This is a genomic window from Endozoicomonas sp. Mp262 (genome assembly GCF_025643335.1).
Taxonomy (GTDB): Bacteria; Pseudomonadota; Gammaproteobacteria; order Pseudomonadales; family Endozoicomonadaceae; genus Endonucleibacter.
This window is the reverse complement of record NZ_CP092489.1, coordinates 643466-664666: the sequence shown is the minus strand read 5'-3', so window position 1 is coordinate 664666 and position 21201 is coordinate 643466. Positions and strand designations below refer to the sequence as shown.

The 21201-nt window shown below is 46.8% G+C and carries 21 protein-coding genes; 15 read left to right on the top strand and 6 right to left on the bottom strand.

The genetic code is table 11. From position 1 onward, the window contains the following. Positions 1–7: 7 nt before the first annotated feature. On the bottom strand, positions 8–769 hold the full coding sequence (locus MJ595_RS02890) for a DeoR/GlpR family DNA-binding transcription regulator (RefSeq protein WP_263081033.1): 762 nt from the start codon (positions 767–769) through the stop codon (positions 8–10). A 705-nt stretch (positions 770–1474) separates the two neighbouring features. On the opposite strand from MJ595_RS02890, the gene MJ595_RS02885 reads away from it, so the two are divergent. The 9 genes from MJ595_RS02885 (at position 1475) to MJ595_RS02845 (ending at position 10576) form a co-directional block, all read left to right on the top strand. After that, complete coding sequence (locus MJ595_RS02885) at positions 1475–2038, top strand: paraquat-inducible protein A (RefSeq protein ID WP_263081032.1); 564 nt, start codon at positions 1475–1477, stop codon at positions 2036–2038. After that, positions 2031–2672: a paraquat-inducible protein A gene (locus MJ595_RS02880; RefSeq protein WP_263081031.1), complete on the top strand. Its 642-nt coding sequence runs from the start codon at positions 2031–2033 to the stop codon at positions 2670–2672. Before MJ595_RS02885 ends, MJ595_RS02880 begins: the two co-directional genes overlap by 8 nt. A gap of 11 nt (positions 2673–2683) precedes the next feature. Continuing rightward, the gene (locus MJ595_RS02875; RefSeq protein ID WP_263081030.1) at positions 2684–4489 is read left to right on the top strand and encodes an MlaD family protein; all 1806 of its coding nucleotides are present in this window, start codon (positions 2684–2686) and stop codon (positions 4487–4489) included. Positions 4490–4509: 20 nt separating this feature from the next. Beyond that, entirely contained in the window at positions 4510–4992 is a 483-nt protein-coding gene (locus tag MJ595_RS02870) for a hypothetical protein (RefSeq protein WP_263081029.1), read from the top strand. 336 nt (positions 4993–5328) lie between these two features. Further along, positions 5329–7518 (top strand): hypothetical protein, encoded by a 2190-nt coding sequence (locus MJ595_RS02865; protein WP_263081028.1) that lies wholly within the window; start codon positions 5329–5331, stop codon positions 7516–7518. Positions 7519–7699: 181 nt separating this feature from the next. Further along, positions 7700–8395, top strand: a complete 696-nt coding sequence (locus MJ595_RS02860) for an energy transducer TonB (RefSeq protein WP_263081027.1) — start codon at positions 7700–7702, stop codon at positions 8393–8395. An 11-nt stretch (positions 8396–8406) separates the two neighbouring features. After that, complete coding sequence (locus MJ595_RS02855; protein WP_263081026.1) at positions 8407–9126, top strand: MotA/TolQ/ExbB proton channel family protein; 720 nt, start codon at positions 8407–8409, stop codon at positions 9124–9126. After that, entirely contained in the window at positions 9123–9551 is a 429-nt protein-coding gene (locus MJ595_RS02850) for a biopolymer transporter ExbD (RefSeq protein WP_263081025.1), read from the top strand. Before MJ595_RS02855 ends, MJ595_RS02850 begins: the two co-directional genes overlap by 4 nt. A 182-nt stretch (positions 9552–9733) precedes the next feature. Beyond that, positions 9734–10576 (top strand): ChaN family lipoprotein, encoded by an 843-nt coding sequence (locus MJ595_RS02845; RefSeq protein WP_263081024.1) that lies wholly within the window; start codon positions 9734–9736, stop codon positions 10574–10576. Positions 10577–10624: 48 nt separating this feature from the next. On the opposite strand, the gene MJ595_RS02840 is transcribed toward MJ595_RS02845, so the two are convergent. The 3 genes from MJ595_RS02840 to sfsA all read right to left on the bottom strand — a co-directional run bounded on the left by MJ595_RS02840 (position 10625) and on the right by sfsA (position 13588). Next, a complete protein-coding gene (locus MJ595_RS02840) occupies positions 10625–11740 on the bottom strand; it encodes a DegT/DnrJ/EryC1/StrS family aminotransferase (protein ID WP_263081023.1) in 1116 nt (371 codons plus the stop codon). Continuing rightward, positions 11737–12675, bottom strand: a complete 939-nt coding sequence (locus MJ595_RS02835) for a Gfo/Idh/MocA family oxidoreductase (protein ID WP_263081022.1) — start codon at positions 12673–12675, stop codon at positions 11737–11739. Before MJ595_RS02835 ends, MJ595_RS02840 begins: the two co-directional genes overlap by 4 nt. Positions 12676–12859: 184 nt before the next feature. Next, the gene (gene sfsA, locus MJ595_RS02830) at positions 12860–13588 is read right to left on the bottom strand and encodes a DNA/RNA nuclease SfsA (RefSeq protein ID WP_263081021.1); all 729 of its coding nucleotides are present in this window, start codon (positions 13586–13588) and stop codon (positions 12860–12862) included. 333 nt (positions 13589–13921) lie between these two features. On the opposite strand from sfsA, the gene dksA reads away from it, so the two are divergent. The 3 genes from dksA (at position 13922) to MJ595_RS02815 (ending at position 16369) form a co-directional block, all read left to right on the top strand. After that, on the top strand, positions 13922–14365 hold the full coding sequence (dksA, locus tag MJ595_RS02825; RefSeq protein WP_263322445.1) for an RNA polymerase-binding protein DksA: 444 nt from the start codon (positions 13922–13924) through the stop codon (positions 14363–14365). A gap of 242 nt (positions 14366–14607) precedes the next feature. Next, positions 14608–15510: a tRNA glutamyl-Q(34) synthetase GluQRS gene (gene gluQRS, locus MJ595_RS02820; RefSeq protein ID WP_263081019.1), complete on the top strand. Its 903-nt coding sequence runs from the start codon at positions 14608–14610 to the stop codon at positions 15508–15510. 61 nt (positions 15511–15571) lie between these two features. Further along, complete coding sequence (locus MJ595_RS02815; protein ID WP_263081017.1) at positions 15572–16369, top strand: hypothetical protein; 798 nt, start codon at positions 15572–15574, stop codon at positions 16367–16369. Between the two features lie 253 nt (positions 16370–16622). Here MJ595_RS02815 and MJ595_RS02810 read toward each other — a convergent pair whose 3' ends face one another. Both MJ595_RS02810 and MJ595_RS02805 read right to left on the bottom strand, forming a co-directional pair. Continuing rightward, on the bottom strand, positions 16623–17234 hold the full coding sequence (locus MJ595_RS02810; protein WP_263081016.1) for a hypothetical protein: 612 nt from the start codon (positions 17232–17234) through the stop codon (positions 16623–16625). Between the two features lie 2 nt (positions 17235–17236). Then, the gene (locus tag MJ595_RS02805) at positions 17237–18205 is read right to left on the bottom strand and encodes a hypothetical protein (RefSeq protein ID WP_263081015.1); all 969 of its coding nucleotides are present in this window, start codon (positions 18203–18205) and stop codon (positions 17237–17239) included. A gap of 448 nt (positions 18206–18653) precedes the next feature. On the opposite strand from MJ595_RS02805, the gene MJ595_RS02800 reads away from it, so the two are divergent. The 3 genes from MJ595_RS02800 to MJ595_RS02790 all read left to right on the top strand — a co-directional run bounded on the left by MJ595_RS02800 (position 18654) and on the right by MJ595_RS02790 (position 21143). Next, positions 18654–19124 (top strand): hypothetical protein, encoded by a 471-nt coding sequence (locus MJ595_RS02800; protein WP_263081014.1) that lies wholly within the window; start codon positions 18654–18656, stop codon positions 19122–19124. Between the two features lie 107 nt (positions 19125–19231). After that, positions 19232–19408, top strand: coding sequence for a hypothetical protein (locus MJ595_RS02795; protein ID WP_263081013.1), 177 nt, complete (start codon positions 19232–19234; stop codon positions 19406–19408). After that, the gene (locus MJ595_RS02790; RefSeq protein ID WP_263081012.1) at positions 19398–21143 is read left to right on the top strand and encodes a hypothetical protein; all 1746 of its coding nucleotides are present in this window, start codon (positions 19398–19400) and stop codon (positions 21141–21143) included. Before MJ595_RS02795 ends, MJ595_RS02790 begins: the two co-directional genes overlap by 11 nt. The last annotated feature ends 58 nt before the right edge of the window (positions 21144–21201 follow it).

The following is a 21201-nucleotide window of genomic DNA, read 5'->3' as shown; positions in this document are numbered from 1 at the left end:
ATCTGGATCAGGAGGCCATAATCAGGTTGCCACCGACTTCCTTGATAGCCTGCACATTTTCGTCACTGAATTTGTTGTCAGTGACGATTACATCCAGCTCATCCAGAGGACAGATGGTTTTCATGCTGGAGGCACCGTATTTGCTGGAATCAGCCAGCAGGACTTTTCGGTTGGCACGGGCCAGCATCTTGCGACGGATATAGTAGTGGTCCGTGGACGCGGTTGTGACACCGTGTTCCAGGCTCCAGCTGTTAGTGGCCAGGAAAGCAATATCGGCATTGATGCTATCCAGGAAACTGAGTGCAGTGACGTCTGTGTGAGCCTTGGTGATGGCACTGACATTGCCGCCAGTGGTGTAAACCTTGGCAGTGGATGAGTCAGACAGTTGCAGGGCAATCTTCAGGTCTGTGGTGATAATAGTGACCTTCATACGCATCAGTAACTTGGCCAGGGCCATGGTGCTGGTGCCTGCGTCAAGTAATACGATTTGTCCTTCCTTTACCAGCTTATGGGCTTCATAGGCAATGGACTTTTTTTCTTCAATATTGACGGCGTTCTTTTTCTCATAGGGGATATCTTCCATAAGGAAGCTTTTGGAAACCGCGCCGCCGTAAGTTACCCGAAGCTTATCTTCCTGCTCCAGTGTACGGATATCTCGACGAATCGTCATTTGCGAAACATCGAATTTCAGGGCCATCTCTTCAATGTTGGCGCAGCCTTTTTCTTCAACATAGGCAAGAATGTGTTCGCGACGTTCGACGGGAAGCATAGATGTACCTCTTCAACCTGGGGAATATGGCTGTCCTGATAAGGCAGTGATAATACCAGTTACATCCTTGAATTACGGCCAGTACCGCCTTTCAGGGTGTCTGGTATAAAGAACGGAACCCGATAAGAGGATAATAGCGATGTGCCAGGCTCAGAACAGGTCATAATTAGCGACCGGCTATTATATCCCAGAATAAAGACAGAAACTCAAATTTATGGCCGATAACCGTATTATCCCTTGGGTGAAAATCGGTATTTGCTAGGGGCTGTTGAGGCTTTATCATGTGCTCAGCCAAAGCCAGCGGTTTCGTGGCTAGGCGCAGCAGCGCAGGAATACTGATGTCTTTCAAGCTGCTGTAACGACGGCACGGAAGCGCTGGCTTTGGCCCTTCGGGTGATTCGTAAAGCGGCCTTCCGGCTGTGTTGAACTGGCTTGGAGTAGAATAACTACGCGCTGCGCCAGTTCGCCTTGCGTAAGGCCGCTTTACGAACCACTGAACTCATGATAAAGCCTCAACAGCCCCTAAAGAGCATGAGATAATAGTGATTGCCTTTCTGCCTTATTGGGTAAAACATCCGGGTTAGATTAGGGTAGCAAACAGATTCTAAACATAAGCTTTCAATAACTGACTGAAATGGACTCAAATTGGCTTCAGATTTAACGACTTCTTCTCCCAGTGTCTGGTTGTGCCCTGATTGCGACCTGATGGTTGACGCTGTTTCGCTATCAGGCCGACAGAAGGCTTGTTGCCCCCGCTGTCACCATGTCATTGCCCGAAGTAAACCGGATAGTCTGGGGACGGTTCTCGCCCTGGTGATTACCGGGCTGGTTTTGTATATACCCGCTAATTTTTATCCTGTGCTAATCATGGAGTTACTGGGAAATCAGCAACATAGCACTATCTGGAACAGTGTGGTGGCGCTTTGGCGGGGTGGCTTGCCGCCTATTGCGGTATTGGTATTTTTTTCTGCCATGTTGGTTCCTCTGGCCCGCCTGGTCTTTCTTCTCCCGATTTTATCGGCCGCATTTTGGGGTAGAGGTCATGCCCTGGCTCGTTCATTCATGCGAGCCTATGTTCATTTAAGCGAATGGACCATGGTGGAAATCTATTTGCTGGGGGTATTGGTGTCGGTGATTAAACTGGCAGACATGGCGGTGGTTCATGTTGGCATCGGACTGTTTTGCTTTGCGGGACTGATGGTGGTGGAAATTACCATCAGCCTGAACCTGAATAAGGGGGAAATATGGAGGCGTATAGGTTTTGGGTAGCGGTTTGAATACCGGCTTGCAGCGTGGGCTGAAACTTTGTCGTGACTGTGGTCGGGTGTGTCAGGTGAGTGATACGGTTTGCCCTCGTTGTGGTGCCAGGGTTCAACCCCGGATAGAAGGCAGTATCACCCGCTGTTGGGCGCTGACTATAACGGCAGCCCTGCTTTATATTCCAGCCAATGTGTTGCCAATGATGACGGTTGATCGCTTTGGTACCGGGCAGCCGGATACTATCATGTCAGGGGTTATGGAATTGGTTAATCATGGCATGATCCCCATTGCCATCCTGGTTTTCACCGCCAGTGTGCTGGTACCTTTGCTGAAGCTGGTGGGCATGTTCTGGTTGTTATTATCCGTAGGAAAGCCGGGCTTGAAGGTGGGGCGACAGATGCAGCTGTATCGTTTGATTATCTGGGTAGGGCGCTGGTCAATGCTTGATATTTTTATCATTGCCATTCTGGTTGCCATTGTTCAATTTGGTCAGCTGGGATCGGTAACCGCCGGGCCGGGTGTTTATGCCTTTTCTGCGGTAGTGGTGATTACCATGCTGGCGGCCGCTGGTTTTGACCCCAGGTTGCTATGGGATTCAGGAGAGCAGGGTGCAGGGAAAACTGAATCGATGGCCCAGTTGTAAGGAGAGACACAATGAATGATGGGCCAGAACACGCCAGGCCGGTTATTAACAAAAGCCGTCGCTTAACACCCATTTGGCTGCTGCCACTCATTGCCCTGCTGATTGTTTGCTGGTTAGGCTGGAGAACAGTGGCTGAGGCAGGGCTGGAGGTTCATGTCCAGTTCGAAAGTGGTCGGGGTATAAAAGCCGGAAAAACTGAAGTGGTTCATAACGGGCTTGTGGTGGGGATGGTCTCCGGGCTTTCCCCTACCCGTAATATGAATGCTGTTGATGTGACCATCGATATAAACCCGGACTATAAAAAGTATCTCCGGGAAGGCAGCACATTCTGGCTGGTGAAACCCCAAGTATCCATGGCCGGTATCTCGGGACTGGAGACACTGGTTTCAGGCAATTACATTGCCTTCAAGCCTTCCCAGGAGGGCAAAAAGGCCTCTCATTTCAAGGCACTGGAGCAGGCTCCCCCCCTGGCAGAGGCGAATGAGGGACTGCGGCTCACGTTAAAGGCCAAAGAGCTGTCTTCTCTACAGGTTGGCAGCCCTGTGCTTTATCGTCGTTTTAAGGTTGGGGAAGTGACCGGTTACTCATTGGCAGCCAGTGGAGACTATGTAGAAATTCAACTGTATGTTAATAAGCAGTTTTCAGGTCTGATCAAGCACAATACCCGGTTTTGGAATGCGGGTGGCATTGATATTTCAGGGCATCTTCCCAGCTTAAAGATTCGAACCCAGTCCCTGCTTTCCATGATTCAGGGGGGCATTGCTTTTTACACACCCAATGAAGGCAGCAATGAAGAGAGCGCACAGGCTGTGGCAGATGGTGATCAGTTTGTTCTTTATCGGGACTATGAGCAAGCTGAAACAGGAATTCCCATCACCATAGAGTTTCCCCTGAATGTTTCACTGAGGGAGGGGAGCACGCCTATTCTGTTCCATGGCTTTGAAGTGGGGCGTGTGCATGAGCTGGATATCAGTGACGATTTATCAAAGGTGATTGCTGAAGCGGTGGTTCGTCCTGAAATGATGCCAGGCCTGGTAGAGGGTGCCCAGTTCTGGGTGGTTGAACCCCGCTTTGGCCCGGAGGGTATTTCGGGTCTGGATACTCTTTTGGGAGGACGCTATATAGCGGTTGATGTCAGTCAGCAGGATATAGAGAAGCAGCGGGCTGCCCGGCACTTTAATGGCCATGCCCGGCGACCTCCGGCTCCGGCTTCGGCGCCCGGGCTACATTTGACCCTTAGTGCTGACGCGTTATCCGGTATCTCTGCCGGTAGCCCTGTCTTGTTCAGAAATATTCCTGTGGGTTCAGTGCAAGATTACCAATTAAAAGATGCCGGTGTGGATATCCGGCTATTAATCGAACCCGGGTTTAGTCACTTGGTGAACAGCAGCAGTCGTTTCTGGAATGTCAGTGGAGTGAGTGTTGAGGCTGGCCTGGATGGGGTAAAAGTGCGCTCGGCCACACTTAATACGCTTATTTCAGGCGGTATTGCCTTTTCAACGCCCGCTAAAAAAGCGAATAAAGTAGTTAATGGTAAGCACTTCAAGTTGTATCAGGATGAAGACAGTGCCATAGAAAATGGGCTATTTATAGCTATTCGCTTTGAAACGGCAGAGGGCTTAAGTGTAGGTTCATTAGTGAGATTTCGGGGAATGCGGGTAGGGCGTGTGACTGATCTGGCTGTGAGTCCTGAACGGGATGGTGTCCATGCCCGAGTTTTTTTGGATAAAAAATATCAGTGGCTGGCATCGGAAGGGAGTCTTTTCTGGCTGGTTAAACCGAAGCTGGGACTGGCACCTCCCACCTGGAAACGCTGATAACGGGGCCATATATTAGTGTGCAGCCGGGGAAACAGTCAGGAACGGCGAAACAAACCTTTGTGGCTAGCCATCGGGAGCCTGATAATTTCAATCGCTCGGGGGGCTTGCACATTGAGTTGGTCAGTTCAGGCCTGGGGTCTGTCCGACGGGGGAATCCTGTTTATTATCGGGACATTCCAGTGGGAGAGGTGATCGGGTACAGGCTGGGTAATCCTGCTGACCATGTGGTGATTTTTATCACTATTGAAGACCGGTATGCCAGCTTGGTCAGTGATAAAAGCAAGTTCTGGAATGCCAGTGGCATTGATATGAAACTGGGATTATTTTCAGGTGCCAAGGTGAGGACAGAGTCGCTTGAAGCTTTACTGTCAGGCGGTATTGCCTTTGCCACACCCAAGGTGCCTACACAGTTGCTTGTTGATGGTCAGCAATTCAAACTCTATCGAAAGGTGGATAGTGACTGGCTGGACTGGGACCCGGAAATTATTCTGGATAATTAAAACAGGGTTGGAGACAATCGGGAACAGCTCAAGGGTTGTATTGCATCAGGCCTGACAGTATCCCGTGCTTTGGACAGAGGGTACTGTTATGGTGCCCGCCTCTTTGACTATGATCGCCAGAAAGCAGTACCCATTTCTGATGATATTCGTGTGTTTTTGCTCTTGATATCCAAAGAGTACCATAAAAGATTTTTTCCTTTTTTATTGTCCATGTTTACTATACTGCCAAGCGTTAATATCTATACTATTGGCGCTGGGTATTTTAAATTGTTCAGTATCTTGCATTTTGAAAAGGTCAGGCAGTTATTTAACTATCTGTTCACGATTACACTTCTAATGTCTTCTTATTTCTTTTCTGAAAAAATTGAAGCAGGGAAGAAGAAAAAGCTTACCCGTCAGTCCACTGTATACTCAGTGAGTGAAGGCGTTAAACTACAAAGTTTTAAAGGGAGGCGGGAGCAGGGTGATACCACCATTACTATAGAACCTGACCCGGAAAGCAGACCTGAAAGAGAGATGGCTGGAACATCCACTAGTGCTGATGATCAATATTCAAGAAAAAAACCAATAACTAAAAAAGTATTTGTTGATTCAACAGTCAGCCAGGCTTTCAGGGAGTTTTTATCTTTTTCAAAAGGCTCGGAGAGAAGGTATGCAAGAGAGGCGCTTAAAAAAACCAGGGAGAAATTTGAAGTTGTTCAGCGGAAATATAAAAGAATGAAGGAGATAGTGGAAAGTGATAAGAGCACTGAATATTTTTTTAAACAGCGTCCTGAGATGTTTTCCAGAATGGATTTTTTAATTCGTGAACACTGTCTTAGGGATTCAAATATAAAAAACAGGGCGATTGAAGTTTTAAAGGATGAAGAAGAGACAATGGAATTACAGAATGAAATGATGGGCCTGAATCTGGAAACCGCTGTGTCCGGGAGTGGAAAAGAACTGATCACCCGATTAGTGGAGAAACTTAAAGCTCGGGAGAGTTATCAAAATGCGGAAGTGTATCGTGAATATCGTGAGGCTCTGGAACAGGCGGCAGACTTGGAAAGCCTGGCCTATAGAGAAGAGTTTGATCCCGTCATAGTAACGTTAGTTTCAGTAAAAAGAAAAAAAGGCAAGACTGATCTGGCAAAGAAATTCAGGGAGGCATTACAAAAGCATATCCAACATGGGTTTCAGAGTTATGTTGATGCCCGGGCAAAAACCCTTTCACAGAGAGCCAGTGATATTTTTAATGTCAGGGAGCCAATGGGAGAAAGGTCATCTTGCGAGTTAGCAGAAGGTATTATTGACCCAAATGATGATTTATACCCTGGTCCGTGCACGCTGGTTTTATTTGGGCGTGCATTACAACTGGGGGGGAAAATTTTAGCGCTCATAGAGTTATCGGATAATTACAAAGATAATATCATTCAACAAATGAACGCCACCGTTCTGGAAGGGGATAGAGGGCCAGATTGCATGGAAACATTTAATAATGAATGGTCTATTGCTAATGGTGGTACAACAAGGGATGAAAGCCTGGTTCTATACCGGGGGCAGTTTTCCAGTGTAAGCTATGACCCAAGTTTTCATCCTGAGAGCCTGTTAATTCCTCTGGTTGCCTTGGGAATAAGCGCAGTTGATCCTCTTCTTGGTATGATTGCCGATGCCTGGAACTCAAAACAATTTAAAAGAGAGCAGGAAAAACATGGAGCAGTACGAGAGGAAAATAGAAAAGAGACGCGAAAGGCTTTTGAACAGGGCGTATCCAGTAATGTCGAGGGGTATAAGGTGGCGGTTGATGCCTATAATATAACAGACCCCTCTATAATTATTGAGTATCTTGCTTTTTCACACTTGCCAGTATCCGATGCAGAGGATTTAATAGAAGAGTTGGAAGAACTAAAAAAATTATGTGGAAAAGAAAAGCAGCAGGCAGGACCCGATCTCACCACAACATATACACCCAGTATTTTTTCCGGAGTCTTATTACTTGCCAGGGATTTTTACTATCTTTTCCGTTATGGTAATCCCCAGGGGCTTATATGTCGCTGCAACATGCATGTGTCATCGCTAATCTATCTACTGGGCATTCAGATATTGATGCCTCGGTATGCAATACCTGTTTATATGGCGGGTGAAATTCTTAATACCGTCGGTTATGTCCAAAGTGATCAGCCAAAACTACAAGGTGAATGCTATCAATGGGTTCAGGAAGAATTCAATGCAGGCGGTGAAAAAAACCGGACTATTCTTGATGTATTTTATGCGGTGTATAACAACGAAAGTTCTTCTGAAGAAAAGGAGAGGTATCTTCATACAGACCATGAAGTCTCTGGTTCGTTGGCGGTCAGGGAAAGTGTGAATACAACGGGAACCGATGTGATGTTGTTTTTTGTAACCGCATGGGGAGACCAGGTTTATCAAGTGGTACAACTAACAGGCAAGGGAGGCAGCAAGCTTTTAAGAAAAATAAAAAAATCCTGTGGGGCGATGAATTGCCGCATTCCATGGCCACTGAACCCATTTTCTCGGGCAAATTAACTTTATCAGCGGCCTTAAGCTCAATAGTCCCAAAATGCGCTCAGGTAAGGAAAAAATACGAGCTTAATGCAAATTATTATCATTCAACTTATTGAATAGATCGCGGACTTCCAGTACTCTTTATCACTCTCACAGAGATGCCTGAACTGTTTCTAACCAGCCTGGATCGATTGTTAATGTAATGTCCCGTAAGTTGATTCTGACCTTGCTTATTTCCCTGTCTGCCCATGTGGCGGCTGTGATGCATTTTAGCCAGCAGGAAAAGCAGGTTGAGCGTATGAATACAGGAAGTATCCAGGCACCGGTAAGCCTGACCTTTTCTGTTGTCACTGCTCCCGAGATACCAAAAGTTTCAGAAGAGGCTAAACCTGAACCTCATCCTCAAAAAATTCTTAAAAAGCCTTTGCCTAAACCTCAGGCCAATAGCAAGCCAGTGCTGAAAAAGCCTGAAAAGCACATTGAGAAAAAGCCGGAAAAGGTAAAGCCCGGGAAAGTTAAGAAACAGCCTGAAAAAAAGCAGGAAATGCCTGAGCAAAAGCAGTCAATAAAAACAGCATTGGTGGAAAGCAAGGTTGATGACTTGAGTGACGAACCTGTGCTGGTTTCTCAGCCGCCCATTATTCATCGGGTGCAGCCCATGTATCCTAATCGCTATCGTCGCAGGAATATTGAAAGCCAGGTGACTCTTGAATTGCTGGTCAACAGACAAGGTGAGGTGATAGACATTATTATTCTGGAATCTTCCGGCTATCACCAGATGGACAGGTCTGCCATTTTAGCAGTCAAACAGTGGCGGTTTAAACCTGAGCAGCGCAATGGCCACTTTGTTCAGGCACGATTTCAAGTACCTGTAGAGTTCAAAATTAATTCAGCTTAGGCAAACCCATCATGTTGGCAGATCAAATTTCTTCATTAGGCGTTATGGCATGGCCGTTATTGGCCGTTTCCTGTATTGGATTTGCCATGATTCTTGAGCGGCTGATTACCTATGCCATGCTGCCTTCCCTTGGCAAAAAAAGTCTGAAGGCGCTTTACCTGGAAATAAAACAGTGTGCCCATTGCAATAGCAGCCAAAAACAGTTGTGTAATAATCTGTGTAAAAACCGTGGCATTCGCCAGGGCATTGCCATTTTATTAAGTCACAATGCTTGCAATAAAGAGGTGCGGGAAGAAGTTGCAGGTCTTTGGCTGCTCAAGCAGAAGCAAGCTTTACATGCCTGGCTAAAGCCCATAATGCTCATTGGTATTCTCTCGCCCATGCTGGGGCTTCTGGGAACGGTACTGGGCCTGATTAACATGTTTCAGGGCATTGCCAGTATAGCCGGACCCGTGACCCCGGATGTATTGGCCGGAGGACTCTGGGAAGCCATGTATACCACCGCCTTTGGCCTGATAGTGGCCATTCCTGCGCTGACTGCGGCCCATGGTTTGGGAATATGGGCTAACCAGTATATTGGCAAACTGGAATTTGCCATGAACCATGTTAACTTGTTGCTCGAAGGCCTGAAAATGAATGATGACGGGCTGGCTGAAGGTAGCGAAGTCAGTCATAAGCCCTGTAGTAAGGCTTCAGGTATTCAGGAAACCAATGAAGCGGTGCTGGCATGATCCGGATAAAAGATTCAGAGGAAACCGGTGCGGCTTTGCCCTTACCGGATTTAACGCCACTATTGGATGTGGTCTTTATTGTGATGGTGTTTTTGCTGTTTACGGCAAATGCCCAGACCCTGAGCCTGCCTGTGGAACTGCCCCAGGCAACCCGGGCAGATACCACTGTGACCCGGGAGCCAAAGACGCTGACAGTGAGCCTTTTGTCGGAAGGTGAACCCTGGGCGCTAGAGGAACAGCGCTTTGACAGCTGGAACGTTTTTTCTGGCAAGCTACTGGAAAGTGTTAGGGAAAAACCCGGCGTTACTGTCCTGATTGCCGGAGACAAGGAGGCACCTTTAGGCAACCTGGTTAAATTAATGATGTTCCTGGGCAAGCATGACATTCAGGCGGCACAGGTATTAATGGATGAATCCTCTTCCTGAGCGACAAGGGGGGATGGCTAATGTACGCTCCAGCTAAGCAATTTCCCCCGTGATGGTCTACTCTTCCCTGAAGTTTTTGGAATTTGATGTTCCGTATTGCCCTGTCCTTAAAAGCACTTGCTCTATTATAAAGATGTCAGAAATGAAGGGCCGGATAAATAAGCTTCTTGGGTTGTATCAATATGATTAAACGTGCCTTTTCCAGGCTCTTTGGCTTGCTGGTGGTTTCATTGCTAGTGACAGGCTGTGAAAAATTTCAGCCAAAGGGTATAGCTCGCTCAGGTATTTGGGACAGTTTCAGACAAGACTGGATAACAGAGGAAGAGTTCTCTGAAAGTCTTGGCAGTGCAGATTTTATTATTATTGGGGATCTCCAGAATGCACCTTCTCTCGGTCATCAGTTAACCCTATTAATGGACAGTATGAAAAAAAGGGGGAAGGTTGAGTTGCTAGCACTGGATGAGCTATCCGCAAGCTACAGCCATGATGGAAAAAAAGCAGCTGAAGGGGTGTTCCGGGAGAAATATGATGCTGCGGCGTTTGAAAAATATAAACCACTGTTCCAGTGGGCTGACAGGGAAGGTATTTCTATAACGGGTACTGCATTACCACCAGAGCAACTGCAATCCTTAAAAAATAAAGAGGAGCGTAAAAAGTTTGCAGTAAAAGTCGAGGGTTCGCTTACCCGGGAAAGTTTAAGAGAGCTGACTCAAACCCTTGAATGCTCCCATAGACCCGGAAGTTTGTCCACTGACTACCTGGTGCTTGCCCATCAGTTTAAGGACTATACCATGGCTGACCGGTTATTATCTGAAGGTAAAAAATCCTTGTTGGTAACCCGTGCATTTCATGCTCGCCTGGATCTGGGGGTTAATCGCTATATCAAAGTAAGGAAACCCAGTTCTTCAGTAAAATCAGTTCTTATGTATTCATCACTGGATGACAGCCTATCCTCTCCCGGGGATGAAGAGATGAAGTCCTGGTACGACTATATCTGGGTTAATCCGGGAGCTAAGGGAAGGTAATAGCCATTGTCCTTTTTTGTTAGAAAGGACAATGGCTATTACTTATGATCAACGGCTGCTTTCAAGAACTGAGGCTATATAGGCTATATGTTCCTGGGGAATGTATGGGTAGATGGGCAAGGACAGACATTTCCTGGACACCTTTTCAGTTTCGGGAGTCCTGTCATCCCAGTTAATCACAGACTGACAGTGTGATAAGGAGGGCTGGTGGTAAAGGGGAACAGGATAAAAAACAGAACTGGCAATGCCTTGTGTTTCCAGATGTTTTTTTAGGGTGTCCCGATTCTCTGCAAGTACTGTGTACTGGTTAAATACGTGGTGGCAGTTATCTGCGGGTTCTTCGGGAAGGCAAAGCCGGGTGTTATTCAGGTATTCACCATACCACTTTGCAACCTGTCTTCTGCTCTTATTGTAGGCATCAATATACCTGAGCTTAACTCTTAATAATGCCGCCTGTAATTCATCCAGACGACTGTTATAGCCTATCGTTTTATGATGATATTGGCGCAGGCTACCATGGTTACGCAGTTCCAGAAGTCGTTCTGCCACTTTCGGGCAGTCTGTTACCACAAGCCCGCCATCGCCAAACCCTCCAAGATTTTTACTGGGAAAAAAACTGTAGCAGCCCGCCAGGCCGAATGTGCCTGTTTTTTGGTTAGCGAAGGCTGCTCCGAAGGACTGGGCACAGTCCTCCAGAAGAATCAGGTTATGAGTCTTGCATATGGAAACAATGGCATCTATTTTGGCCGGACAACCGAATAGGTGAACAATAAGCACTGCGCGGGTTTTTGGAGTGATTGCTGACGTTATTTGTTGAGGGTCAAGGTTATAGCTTTTAGAGTCAATATCAATAAATACGGGGTTTGCGCCCACCTGGACAATGGCTTCCGCTGTGGCAAAAAAGGTAAAGGGGGTGGTAATCACTTCATCACCGGGTTGAATGCCTGCCGCTTTAAGGGCCAGAATCAAGGCATCAGTGCCACTGGCGCATCCTATGGCAAATTCTGATCCAAGATAGCGTGCTGCCTCATGCTCAAAGGCTTCCAACTCCGACCCCAGGATAAAACGACCTGAGCGTAAAACCTTTAAGGCGGTACTTTCAAGCTCTTTCTGGATTTCAGTATGCCAGCGGGTCATATCAACCATGGGAATAGGGCGTGTCATTGGCTGCTCCTGTGAATCATATCGGAAATCTGGCAGGCAACATCCAGGGCTTTCTGACCATCTTCCCCACTGGCTTTAGGGCTTCGGGAGTGACAGATACACAAGAGAAAATCTTCAATTTCTTTTTTTAACTGGTCATCATCCACGTAGCTTTTTTCGTGACACTCAATGGTTGGAATGCCAGGGAACTGTTCACCGGAACCTTTAAAAAAGTAACTGGTTTTCAGATCCTTAAAATCCACATAGATACAGGAATCTTCCTGAAAGATACGGATTTTTCGCTTGCTTTTATGGCTTATCCTGCTGGCAGTAATATTGGCAACACAGCCACATTGGAAGGTCAGCCTTGCCTGTGCGATATCAATGCTATCAGATAAAACCTTAGTACCGTTTGCAGCGATATTTACCAGAGGGGCGTCAAGCAGGCTCAGGATAATATCCAGATCATGAATCATTAGGTCCATCACAACATTAATATCCATGGATCTGGGCTTGAAGCCAGCTAACCGGTGAGACTCAATAAATTTTGGCTGCTTAAGGAGAGGGGCAATATTGCCCAGGGCCGCATTAAACCGTTCAAGAAACCCCACTTGTAGCACGAGCTTTTTATCCCGGGCAATCTTGACCAGCTCCCTGGCCTCTGCCACACGGTTGGTAACGGGTTTCTCCACTAAAACATGGACACCGGCTTTCAGGAAGTCCCGTGTTATTTCGTGATGGTAGGCAGTGGGAACGGCCACACTGACGGCATCCACCTTACCCAAAAGCGCTTTATGGTTAGGGTAGTATTGGGTATTGAATCGCCGGGCAATTTTGCTCCCGTTTTCATGATTGGTGTCTGCAACCCCAACGAGCTGGCAACCGGCTATCTGGGCATATTTATGGGCATGAAATGATCCTAGGTAGCCCGTACCTATGACTGCTGTTCGTAGCATGATCCGTACCTTGTACTGGCCGAGTCTGACCGGTTTTAATCATTTGCTGGTCTGTTTTGTCATGAGCCCCGATGTGAGCTCCCAGTAAAGATAGACGCTTATTTAGTGGCTTGGGGGGATGGTTAAGGGTTAATGGAGCGTATTGGCGGATACTGCCTCCATTAACCATCAACCAGTAGCAGTACTACATGATTACAGGCAGTGGAGTGGTCAATGTGATGGCCGCAGGAGATACCTCTGCTCCCCATGCCATAATTTCCACACCGGCTTGCGCGGCTTCTCTCAGGGTTTTTCCGTAGAGAGGGTCAATGTCATCGGCCGGGGCTACCTTTTCAATACCGGTATGCTGGACACAGAAAAAAAGCACCGCTCTTTTTCCCTGTTCTTTAATATGCATCAGCTCCCGCAGGTGTTTTACACCTCTGGCGGTTACCGCATCAGGAAAAATGCCCAGGCCATCACCGGTTGCCAGGGTGACACTCTTCACTTCAACATAACAGTCGGCAAGGTCGTCACCCTGTAACAGTAAATCAATGCGGCTGTTTTCCTGGCCATAGCGAACTTCCCGGGAAATGTTCTTGTATCCGGAAAGCTCGGGAACCAGGCTCTTAACCAGTAGCTCTTCTACCAATGCATTGGCTCGATGGGTATTGAGTCCAGCCAGTGCGGTTTTCTGCTGGCCGTTAAAGCTGACAGGAATTTCCGCTTGCTCCCAGGTGCAGGGATGCTTCCTCTTGGGGTTGTCCGAATCGGAGTACCACACCTTTCCTCCGGGAAAAATACAGTTTTTCATGGAGCCGGTATTAGGGCAGTGGAGGGTTATCTGGCTCCCATCCGGGAGCTCAACATCCGCCATAAACCGCTTGTAGCGTTTGAGCAAACGCGCCTCATAAAGCTCATGTTGATATTGCATAGTCAAATTTTATAAATTAAAGGTTTGATATTCTATCGCGAAATTTTATGATGTTAGTTTGCTGGCTGTTTAAAAACAGGCTGCAAATGTCATGGAAGAGCGTCATATTGACAAGATGTCGAAGCGAATAGCGATTTTTGTGGCGTCTTGTCATCGGTTTTGGTAGTTTTTGCGCCTCTATGAGGAAGGCAAGAGGCATGTGCCAGGCTATTTTGTTCGTCACCAGGCACCCGTAGTGTTGGCCTCAAGTTAAAACGCCGGTACTTCGGCAGACGAATGGAGATGCCGTGGATCTTCATGGCTCATTTACGAGAAGGTGATGAGGCTGTAATCATGTCAGCACAGAATAAAGCAGACCAGAATAATCTGCTCAAATCCTTTACCCCCTACCAGGAGTCAGAGGGTGAAGAGTACATGAGCGACCAGCAGATGGAACATTTCACCAATATCCTGCATAGCTGGAAGCGGGAGTTAATGGAGGAAGTGGACCGGACCGTAAACCATATGCAGGACGAGGCAGCGAATTTTCCTGATCCGGCAGACCGTGCCAGTCAGGAAGAAGAGTTTAGCCTTGAGCTTCGTACCCGTGACCGGGAGCGGAAGTTGATTAAAAAGATCAATGACACTCTGGGGCGTATCGAAGAAGGCGATTATGGCTTTTGTGACAGCTGTGGTGTGGAGATAGGCATTCGTCGCCTGGAAGCCCGCCCAACAGCAACCCTGTGTATTGACTGTAAAACCCTGGCTGAAATAAAAGAAAGGCAGCTGGGTTCCTGAGTGTTGTGAATGCAGAGCTACTGCCTGTGAATGGGGTGGCTCTGCCAGCTCGGATACAGCGCTTGCTGGTTCTGACAAACCCTTTTACACCTCGTTCCCGGCGTTCCGCCGGGAATGCATACGGCTGTTTCAGCTTATTGGATTGCTGCCGGGATATTAATCTCCCTTGCCAGTAGCTGTTGGCTTGAACGCTATAGTTTCGGCTTTATTGCCATGATGAAAACTGTATTTTTATAGATACAATGCCCATAGCGAAAGAAAAACCGTACATCGGTCGCTTTGCCCCTTCCCCTTCAGGCCCCCTGCATTTTGGTTCGCTGGTGGCGGCACTTGCCAGTTATCTTGATGCCAAAGCCAGTCATGGACTCTGGCTGGTGAGGGTGGAAGATATTGATCCCCCGAGAGAGCAACCCGGCGCAACAGAAACTATCCTCATGGCACTGGATGCCTATGGTATGCACTGGGATGGCGAGGTGCTCTACCAAAGTAAGCGGGAGGAGGCTTATCAAAGGGTTCTTGAGCAACTATGGGAAGGTGGCTTGCTTTACCCCTGTAACTGTACCCGAAAAAAACTGGCAGGACTGAATGGGGTTTATCCCGGATTTTGTCGACAAAAAACATCTTACCCTGATAACGAGCCATTTGCCTTACGGCTGAAATGCACTGATAGCAAGATCTCGTTCAGGGATAAGATACAGGGTGATCAGTCTGTTCGGCTGGCCGACCTGGGTGATTTTATTCTTCGGCGCAAAGACCTTCTCTATGCCTACCAGCTGGCCGTATGTGTGGATGATCAGTATCAGGGCGTGACCCATATTGTCCGCGGCTATGACCTGCTGGACTCAACGCCAAGACAGCTTTATTTACAGTCTTTGCTAGAGTACCGGCATCCGGTTTATGCACATATCCCTGTGATTACCCAGGTGGCTGGTGGTGAAAAACTCAGCAAACAAAACCGGGCGAAAGCGTTGCCGTTGGATTATCCCCGGCCATTACTGGTAAAAGCCATGAAAGCCCTTGGCTTACAGCCGGACAATGATTTGCTGGCGAGTTCTGTGGATGAGATTCTGCTGTGGGGCGTTGAACAGTGGGATATTAATAAAGTACCCAAAGTGCCAGAGATTCCTATGCCAATGCTTTTATAGCATATACGAGGATGGTATAAATTAAGGTAACCTCAAGTTTTGACGTGTTCAAGGAGCGAATATGTCGAGAACGAATAGGCGTTTTTTCTGCTTAATACTGGCGGTATCCATTACCCGCCTGTCCGCAAACCCAATGGATCTCACACCTTCAGATCCGTTAACCAATCCTTTTGATGCCGTTGATATTATTGAGCCGGTTCCGGAAACGGTACAAACCGCCAGGGACTCAGCATTCTGCCGGCAGGCTCGCACCGAGCGGGAGCGGCATCTTAATGCCACCGCCGATCTCAAACCGGGCGGCACATTATTGGCTGATGACTCGGCGATTTGTTTTACTTCCGAAGAAAATCTGCTTTATGTTGCCAGTCAGGAGGCTCAGGTTATTCTGGGGCCTTATGCCCCCTGGTATCTGGCCCTGAGTCAGGAAAATCGGGAAAGGGTGGCGGAAGCCTGTGAGGTGATGGGGTTTGAAACGGAAAGGAACGAACGGGCTTACCAGACCTGTCTTGAACACCGTTACAAAGAATTGATGGGGCCTTATGAGGATCGTTATCGCCGGGAATCCCTGGGCTATATCAGTAAAAGAAAGCAAATGGCAGAAAAGCTGGTTGGTCAGTGCCATGCGGCACTGAGGGTGAAGAAAAACCTGCTACCTGAAGATTTAACCTTCCCCGTGGCCTATTATGACCGGAACCTTAACACCGTCCCCAGCTGGATTCTGGAAGAAGGCCTGCTGGATGACCTGTGGCTGAAAAGAAGAGGAATTATCAAGGCCAAGGATGTGATGCAGGCGGTACTGGGCAGTGACTGCCCGGGAAATATGGTGCTTTGGGCCACTTATAAGCCGCTGGGTTTTTAATATCAGTCTGCTTTTCTGAATATACTATTGAGCCAGCTGCCGGTACACTTTGTAACTTCCACGCTAAAAAATGGATGTCAGGAGTGAGTACTCAGGTCAGACAGTACAAGTAGCTGGCTCAAGGGCAGCAACGATATCAGATTGAAGAACTCCTTGAAAATGTCATTTTCAGAAAGTTAAGTGACTCTCTTTACTCAAACAGCCTGAGTAATGAGTTAGGTTCTGTAAAAGGGGGCTGTATACATGCATATATTTAGCTGATTTGATGCAGTTTATCACCAAGATAATAAAGTCCAAACATGGTTGACGTAATCATTTGCCAAAGCATAAACATGAAAAATGTAACGTATCCCCAAGAAGCTACAGCTCCAAGATTCATGTTTATGGACTGATCACCTATAGCTATGGTTGTTAGTTGTGGTTCGCTATTTAGTGTTACAGCAAGGCCGAAATGCCCATATAAGTTTATCAACAGACTTTCAGTTGTCAGAAAGGCGAATAATAAACATAAAAGCCTGCGTCTAGTTAGCTGGATATTGATGAACTGGTTGCTGTTTAGTATCTTGACTTCAGCTTTTTTCCCAGAGACAAGCTGATCTATATCTTTTCGGTTAAATGTTGCTATAGCAGCTAACGCAGCAATAAAGAAACCTGGAAGATTACCGGTAAATCCTAATATTGACGAAAGCAGCCCATTATCGCCCACAACCTGCTCTAATCCAGAAAGAAAAAACAAAAAAGCAAGGCTTAAACACGTGAATATACACGGTATAGCCCAGTCATAGAGCCACTTATCCTCATGCTTGATTTGTAGATAGGCAAACGGTCTGGTTAATTGATAGATTATAGTTGTAGATTTTTTCATATTTACTCATGCCTTAGAGACAACATCTGCTCTTTTATTGGCTGGTATATCGACTCGTACGAGGTCGCCAACCTTACTTCAAGGCTTATCTTGTTTTTCTTCACATACCTTGTGTCATCTATTAGATTCATGGTTTCGGTATCAATCTGGGCAGAACGAGATACACCATCCACCTTGAACTGAATCTTCATTTTCTTGAAATTTCTATCGCGCCCTATGCGACCAACTTTGGTGATGTACTCTATCCCCTCCTTTTTGACTTCAACCTTTATGATCCGAGCTTTAAATATGTTTGGCACATCTTCATCAAGACAACCCGGCTGTCCTAGATCTTGTATTAGTTCAATATTCGAAAAAGACCCTCTAGCAAGATCGCTGGCAAACTCATCATCCATAAGTCCTTGATGTTTGATCTCAGGAGCTACCTTAACAGAAACAGGGTTTCCGTCTTTATCAACATGACCGGAAGGGTGCGGAGCTTGGAAACCCTCAGGGAATTCTTGAGATGCCTTAATATTTAAGGTGTTTAAGAACCTAATAGTTCGGCCTGATGATATACTCCCTCCCTCATGCAACATCCTGTATGTTCCATCATCATTAGGCTTTTTGGATATGACAATATGACAAGAGAAGTCAGGGCCAGATGTAGGAGTTCGCTCCTCTTTCGTTCTTTTATTAGATGGAATGTCACGGACAACTCGTGTTGGTGCGGTAGTATCTGTATGGTTTAGCAATAAAATAACATTATCGTCTGATATATCTATATCGGCGATATATATCTGCTTTCTCTTTTTATCCTCTTCCTTCCAAGCCTTATCTTGCTCCTTTAGCTTCTTCCAGTAATCAGCCAACTCCCCTAAGTCCACAGGACATCTGGGCTTCCATTCTTTCAGTTCTGGATTTCTTGTTTTGTACACCTTCGCCGATAAGGTCAGGTCATAAAAGAAAACTACTCGATCATTTTTGTTCATCTGTCGCTAAAATCTACATAAATCCTTTAATGTGATTGATTGTACATGCCGGGTCTATAGCTTTTCTATATAAATATTATTTGTCCGTCCTGACAAGTCTACCTGACCCCTTCATTTACAACTCTGCGACCCAAACCTCAACCCTCCGGATAATGGGAACGTATTATTTCTTCAATATATCCTATCATGTAACTATAAATTTCTGCCTGTAAGATGATGGTCAATCTTGCGCTCATTGCTTACGATAATTGATAGCATTCTGACTTCGTTTCTCATATGCAGCATTACTGGCTGATGACAGGGTGGCGTATTAACAATAGGTTGCCTTTCTGGTGGACTATAAATCTGTCTGAGACAAGATAATTGATAGTGAACCCTCTTTATTTGGCAGATTTTCAGGGTGTCAGCTATCTTAACCGGACGACTGGCAAATAACCGGGAGATGACGATGTTAAATGAAGCCTTGTACGACTGTTTAGTGGAATTAGGTGCCAATAAGACAAGAGCCCATGAGGCAGCTAAAGAGAATGCCAAGCTGAATATTATTGAGTTGAAAGTGTCAGAGACGCACCAGGGCGTATATCAGCTTACCCGACAAACGGCAGAGATAAATGACCGGCTGATTGTTTTGGAAAGGGGTATGAAAGAGGTGAAGGGAGAGGTTAGCGGGTTAAAAGATCGGGTAACAGGTCTGGAAACCCGAATGGAGAATATGGAGACCCGGATGGAGAGTATGGAGACCCGGATGGAGAGTATGGAGACCCGGATGGAGAGTATGGAGACCCGGATGGAGAGTATGGAGACCCGGATGGAGAATATGGAGACCCGGATGGAGAATATGGAGACCCGGATGGAGAGTATAGAAACCCGGATGATAAATATAGAGGGTATGCTGAAGATACTGGTGGATAGAGGATAGAATGCCCCCTGTTTATGTAGATTGTCGTGAAACTCAGTGTGTTTTGCGGTTTGTAGCGGTTCACATTACTATGGAGACCCAATAAAAAACTAAAGTACTGGCGTCGCATGTATATCTACCGTCTTGTACTGCTACTCATTATAGGTATCTACCTTTTTTCCCCTGCCATCATGAGCTGGTGGATTCACTTTGGTGATCGATGGTATCAGCCCTGGGTGCTATGGCTTATCCTGGTGTTTGCTGCGTTTGTACTACAGCCCAGGAGGAAACCGGATGAGTTTTGATCTGCAGTCACTGGTTTTCTTCAGTACGATTTATCTTTTCTTTTTATTTTTGTGTGCATCTCTCACCGAGAAGGGGATTATTGCCCAGAAAATTGTCCGGCATCCTGCGGTTTATGTGCTGTCCCTTGGTGTTTATGCCAGTAGCTGGGCCTACTATGGCAGTATTGGTGTGGCCCATGATACCGGTTATTTTTTTCTGGCGTTTTATTTTGGTTTAAGCGGTGCCTTTCTATTAGCCCCGATTCTGTTAAGTCCCATCTTGAAAATTATTCAGAACTATCAGCTGGGTTCACTGGCTGACCTGTTTGCCTTTCGCTTTCGTAGTCCTGCGGCGGGGACACTGAGTACATTGTTATTACTATTTACGGTAATGCCACTGCTGGCCCTGCAAATACAGGCCGTTTCTGACAGCATTCACCTTATTAGCCAGCAGTCGTCTCCCGAAACCCTGGCTATTGGTTTTTGTGTTCTGGTAACGCTGTTTGCCATGCTGTTTGGTACCCGCCCTATCACCAGCCGTGATCATCATCAGGGGCTGGTCTTTGCGGTTGCCATTGCCTCGCTGTTAAAGCTTGTGGTGATGCTCGTGCTTGGGGGAGTTATTCTGTTTCAGGTTTTTGGTGGCTCTGATGGGCTGGAACAGTGGCTGAATATCAATAGCAGCAATATTGTTAATATGAGTACGGCATTGGAAGATGGTCCCTGGCGAACCACTCTGCTAATGTTTTTTGCCTCTGCCATTGTTATGCCGCATATGTTTCATATGACCTTCACTGAAAACCGGGACAGCTCTGCCCTGCATGTTGCCAGTTGGGGACTGCCGCTGTTTTTGCTGTTATTGAGTCTTTCTGCACCGCTTATTCTCTGGGGCGGGTTAGCATTGGGTGTAGATATGCCCCCGGAGTATTTCCCGTTGGCTATTGGGCAGGTTCTGGATATTCCCCTGCTAACCATGAGTGTTTATCTGGGAGGGTTATCCGCGGCCAGTGGTTTGATTATTGTGACTACTCTGGCTCTGTCCTCTATGTTGTTAAACCATGTGATCCTGCCATGGTATCACCCTGCCGGACTTACCCGGATGCCGGTTAGTATTTATCGTCGATTGACTTGGTTAAAGCGTTTGTTAATTGCTGCACTTATCATGGCATCCTATGGATTCTATCGTCTGCTGGATAGCGGTCAGGATCTTCATAGTCTGAGTATTGTCGCTTATGTGGGGGCATTGCAGTTGTTGCCTGGCGCACTTTGTACCCTGTATTGGAAAAGGGCAAACAGCAAGGGGTTTATCACAGGGCTATTGGCCGGAACTCTGGTCTGGTTTGTAACGCTGATGCTGCCATTGGCATTGGGCAGTGGTGAGCATTTTCAGGATTTTCTGCCTCTTTTTCATTCCAGCTCTTTTATTTCTGATAATTGGTACTTTGCTGCAACCAGTTCTTTGCTGGTGAATACCCTGGTCTTTTTTATTATTTCCAGCACCACCAGAATGCGCGAGGTGGAGCAGCGTGCTGCGGGTTCCTGTCTGGTCCAGAGTGTGCCCATCAACAATCACAGTGTTCCCAAAGCGGCTTCAGCCATAGAGTTTCAGGAAGTACTTTGTACCCCTCTCGGTTCCCAGGCAGCCCGGAAAGAAGTGGAAAAGGCATTGTCTGAGCTGAAAATGAGGGCCGATGAAAGACGTCCTCATGCCCTGGCCAGACTGAGAGATAAAATAGCCCGGATATTTCATAAATAAAGGCAAGTTCCGCCCAACCACTTGATATGATTGGGTCGACCAAAAAAATGCTTCGGAA

Coding starts and splice junctions, on each gene's coding strand:
- MJ595_RS02890 (WP_263081033.1), bottom strand. CDS start 769: ATGCTTCCCGTCGAACGTCGCGAACACATTCTTGCCTATGTTGAAGAA.
- MJ595_RS02885 (WP_263081032.1), top strand. CDS start 1,475: ATGGTTGACGCTGTTTCGCTATCAGGCCGACAGAAGGCTTGTTGCCCC.
- MJ595_RS02875 (WP_263081030.1), top strand. CDS start 2,684: ATGAATGATGGGCCAGAACACGCCAGGCCGGTTATTAACAAAAGCCGT.
- MJ595_RS02865 (WP_263081028.1), top strand. CDS start 5,329: ATGTCTTCTTATTTCTTTTCTGAAAAAATTGAAGCAGGGAAGAAGAAA.
- MJ595_RS02860 (WP_263081027.1), top strand. CDS start 7,700: ATGTCCCGTAAGTTGATTCTGACCTTGCTTATTTCCCTGTCTGCCCAT.
- MJ595_RS02855 (WP_263081026.1), top strand. CDS start 8,407: ATGTTGGCAGATCAAATTTCTTCATTAGGCGTTATGGCATGGCCGTTA.
- MJ595_RS02850 (WP_263081025.1), top strand. CDS start 9,123: ATGATCCGGATAAAAGATTCAGAGGAAACCGGTGCGGCTTTGCCCTTA.
- MJ595_RS02845 (WP_263081024.1), top strand. CDS start 9,734: ATGATTAAACGTGCCTTTTCCAGGCTCTTTGGCTTGCTGGTGGTTTCA.
- MJ595_RS02840 (WP_263081023.1), bottom strand. CDS start 11,740: ATGACACGCCCTATTCCCATGGTTGATATGACCCGCTGGCATACTGAA.
- MJ595_RS02835 (WP_263081022.1), bottom strand. CDS start 12,675: ATGCTACGAACAGCAGTCATAGGTACGGGCTACCTAGGATCATTTCAT.
- sfsA (WP_263081021.1), bottom strand. CDS start 13,588: ATGCAATATCAACATGAGCTTTATGAGGCGCGTTTGCTCAAACGCTAC.
- dksA (WP_263322445.1), top strand. CDS start 13,922: ATGTCAGCACAGAATAAAGCAGACCAGAATAATCTGCTCAAATCCTTT.
- gluQRS (WP_263081019.1), top strand. CDS start 14,608: ATGCCCATAGCGAAAGAAAAACCGTACATCGGTCGCTTTGCCCCTTCC.
- MJ595_RS02815 (WP_263081017.1), top strand. CDS start 15,572: ATGTCGAGAACGAATAGGCGTTTTTTCTGCTTAATACTGGCGGTATCC.
- MJ595_RS02810 (WP_263081016.1), bottom strand. CDS start 17,234: ATGAAAAAATCTACAACTATAATCTATCAATTAACCAGACCGTTTGCC.
- MJ595_RS02805 (WP_263081015.1), bottom strand. CDS start 18,205: ATGAACAAAAATGATCGAGTAGTTTTCTTTTATGACCTGACCTTATCG.
- MJ595_RS02800 (WP_263081014.1), top strand. CDS start 18,654: ATGTTAAATGAAGCCTTGTACGACTGTTTAGTGGAATTAGGTGCCAAT.
- MJ595_RS02795 (WP_263081013.1), top strand. CDS start 19,232: ATGTATATCTACCGTCTTGTACTGCTACTCATTATAGGTATCTACCTT.
- MJ595_RS02790 (WP_263081012.1), top strand. CDS start 19,398: ATGAGTTTTGATCTGCAGTCACTGGTTTTCTTCAGTACGATTTATCTT.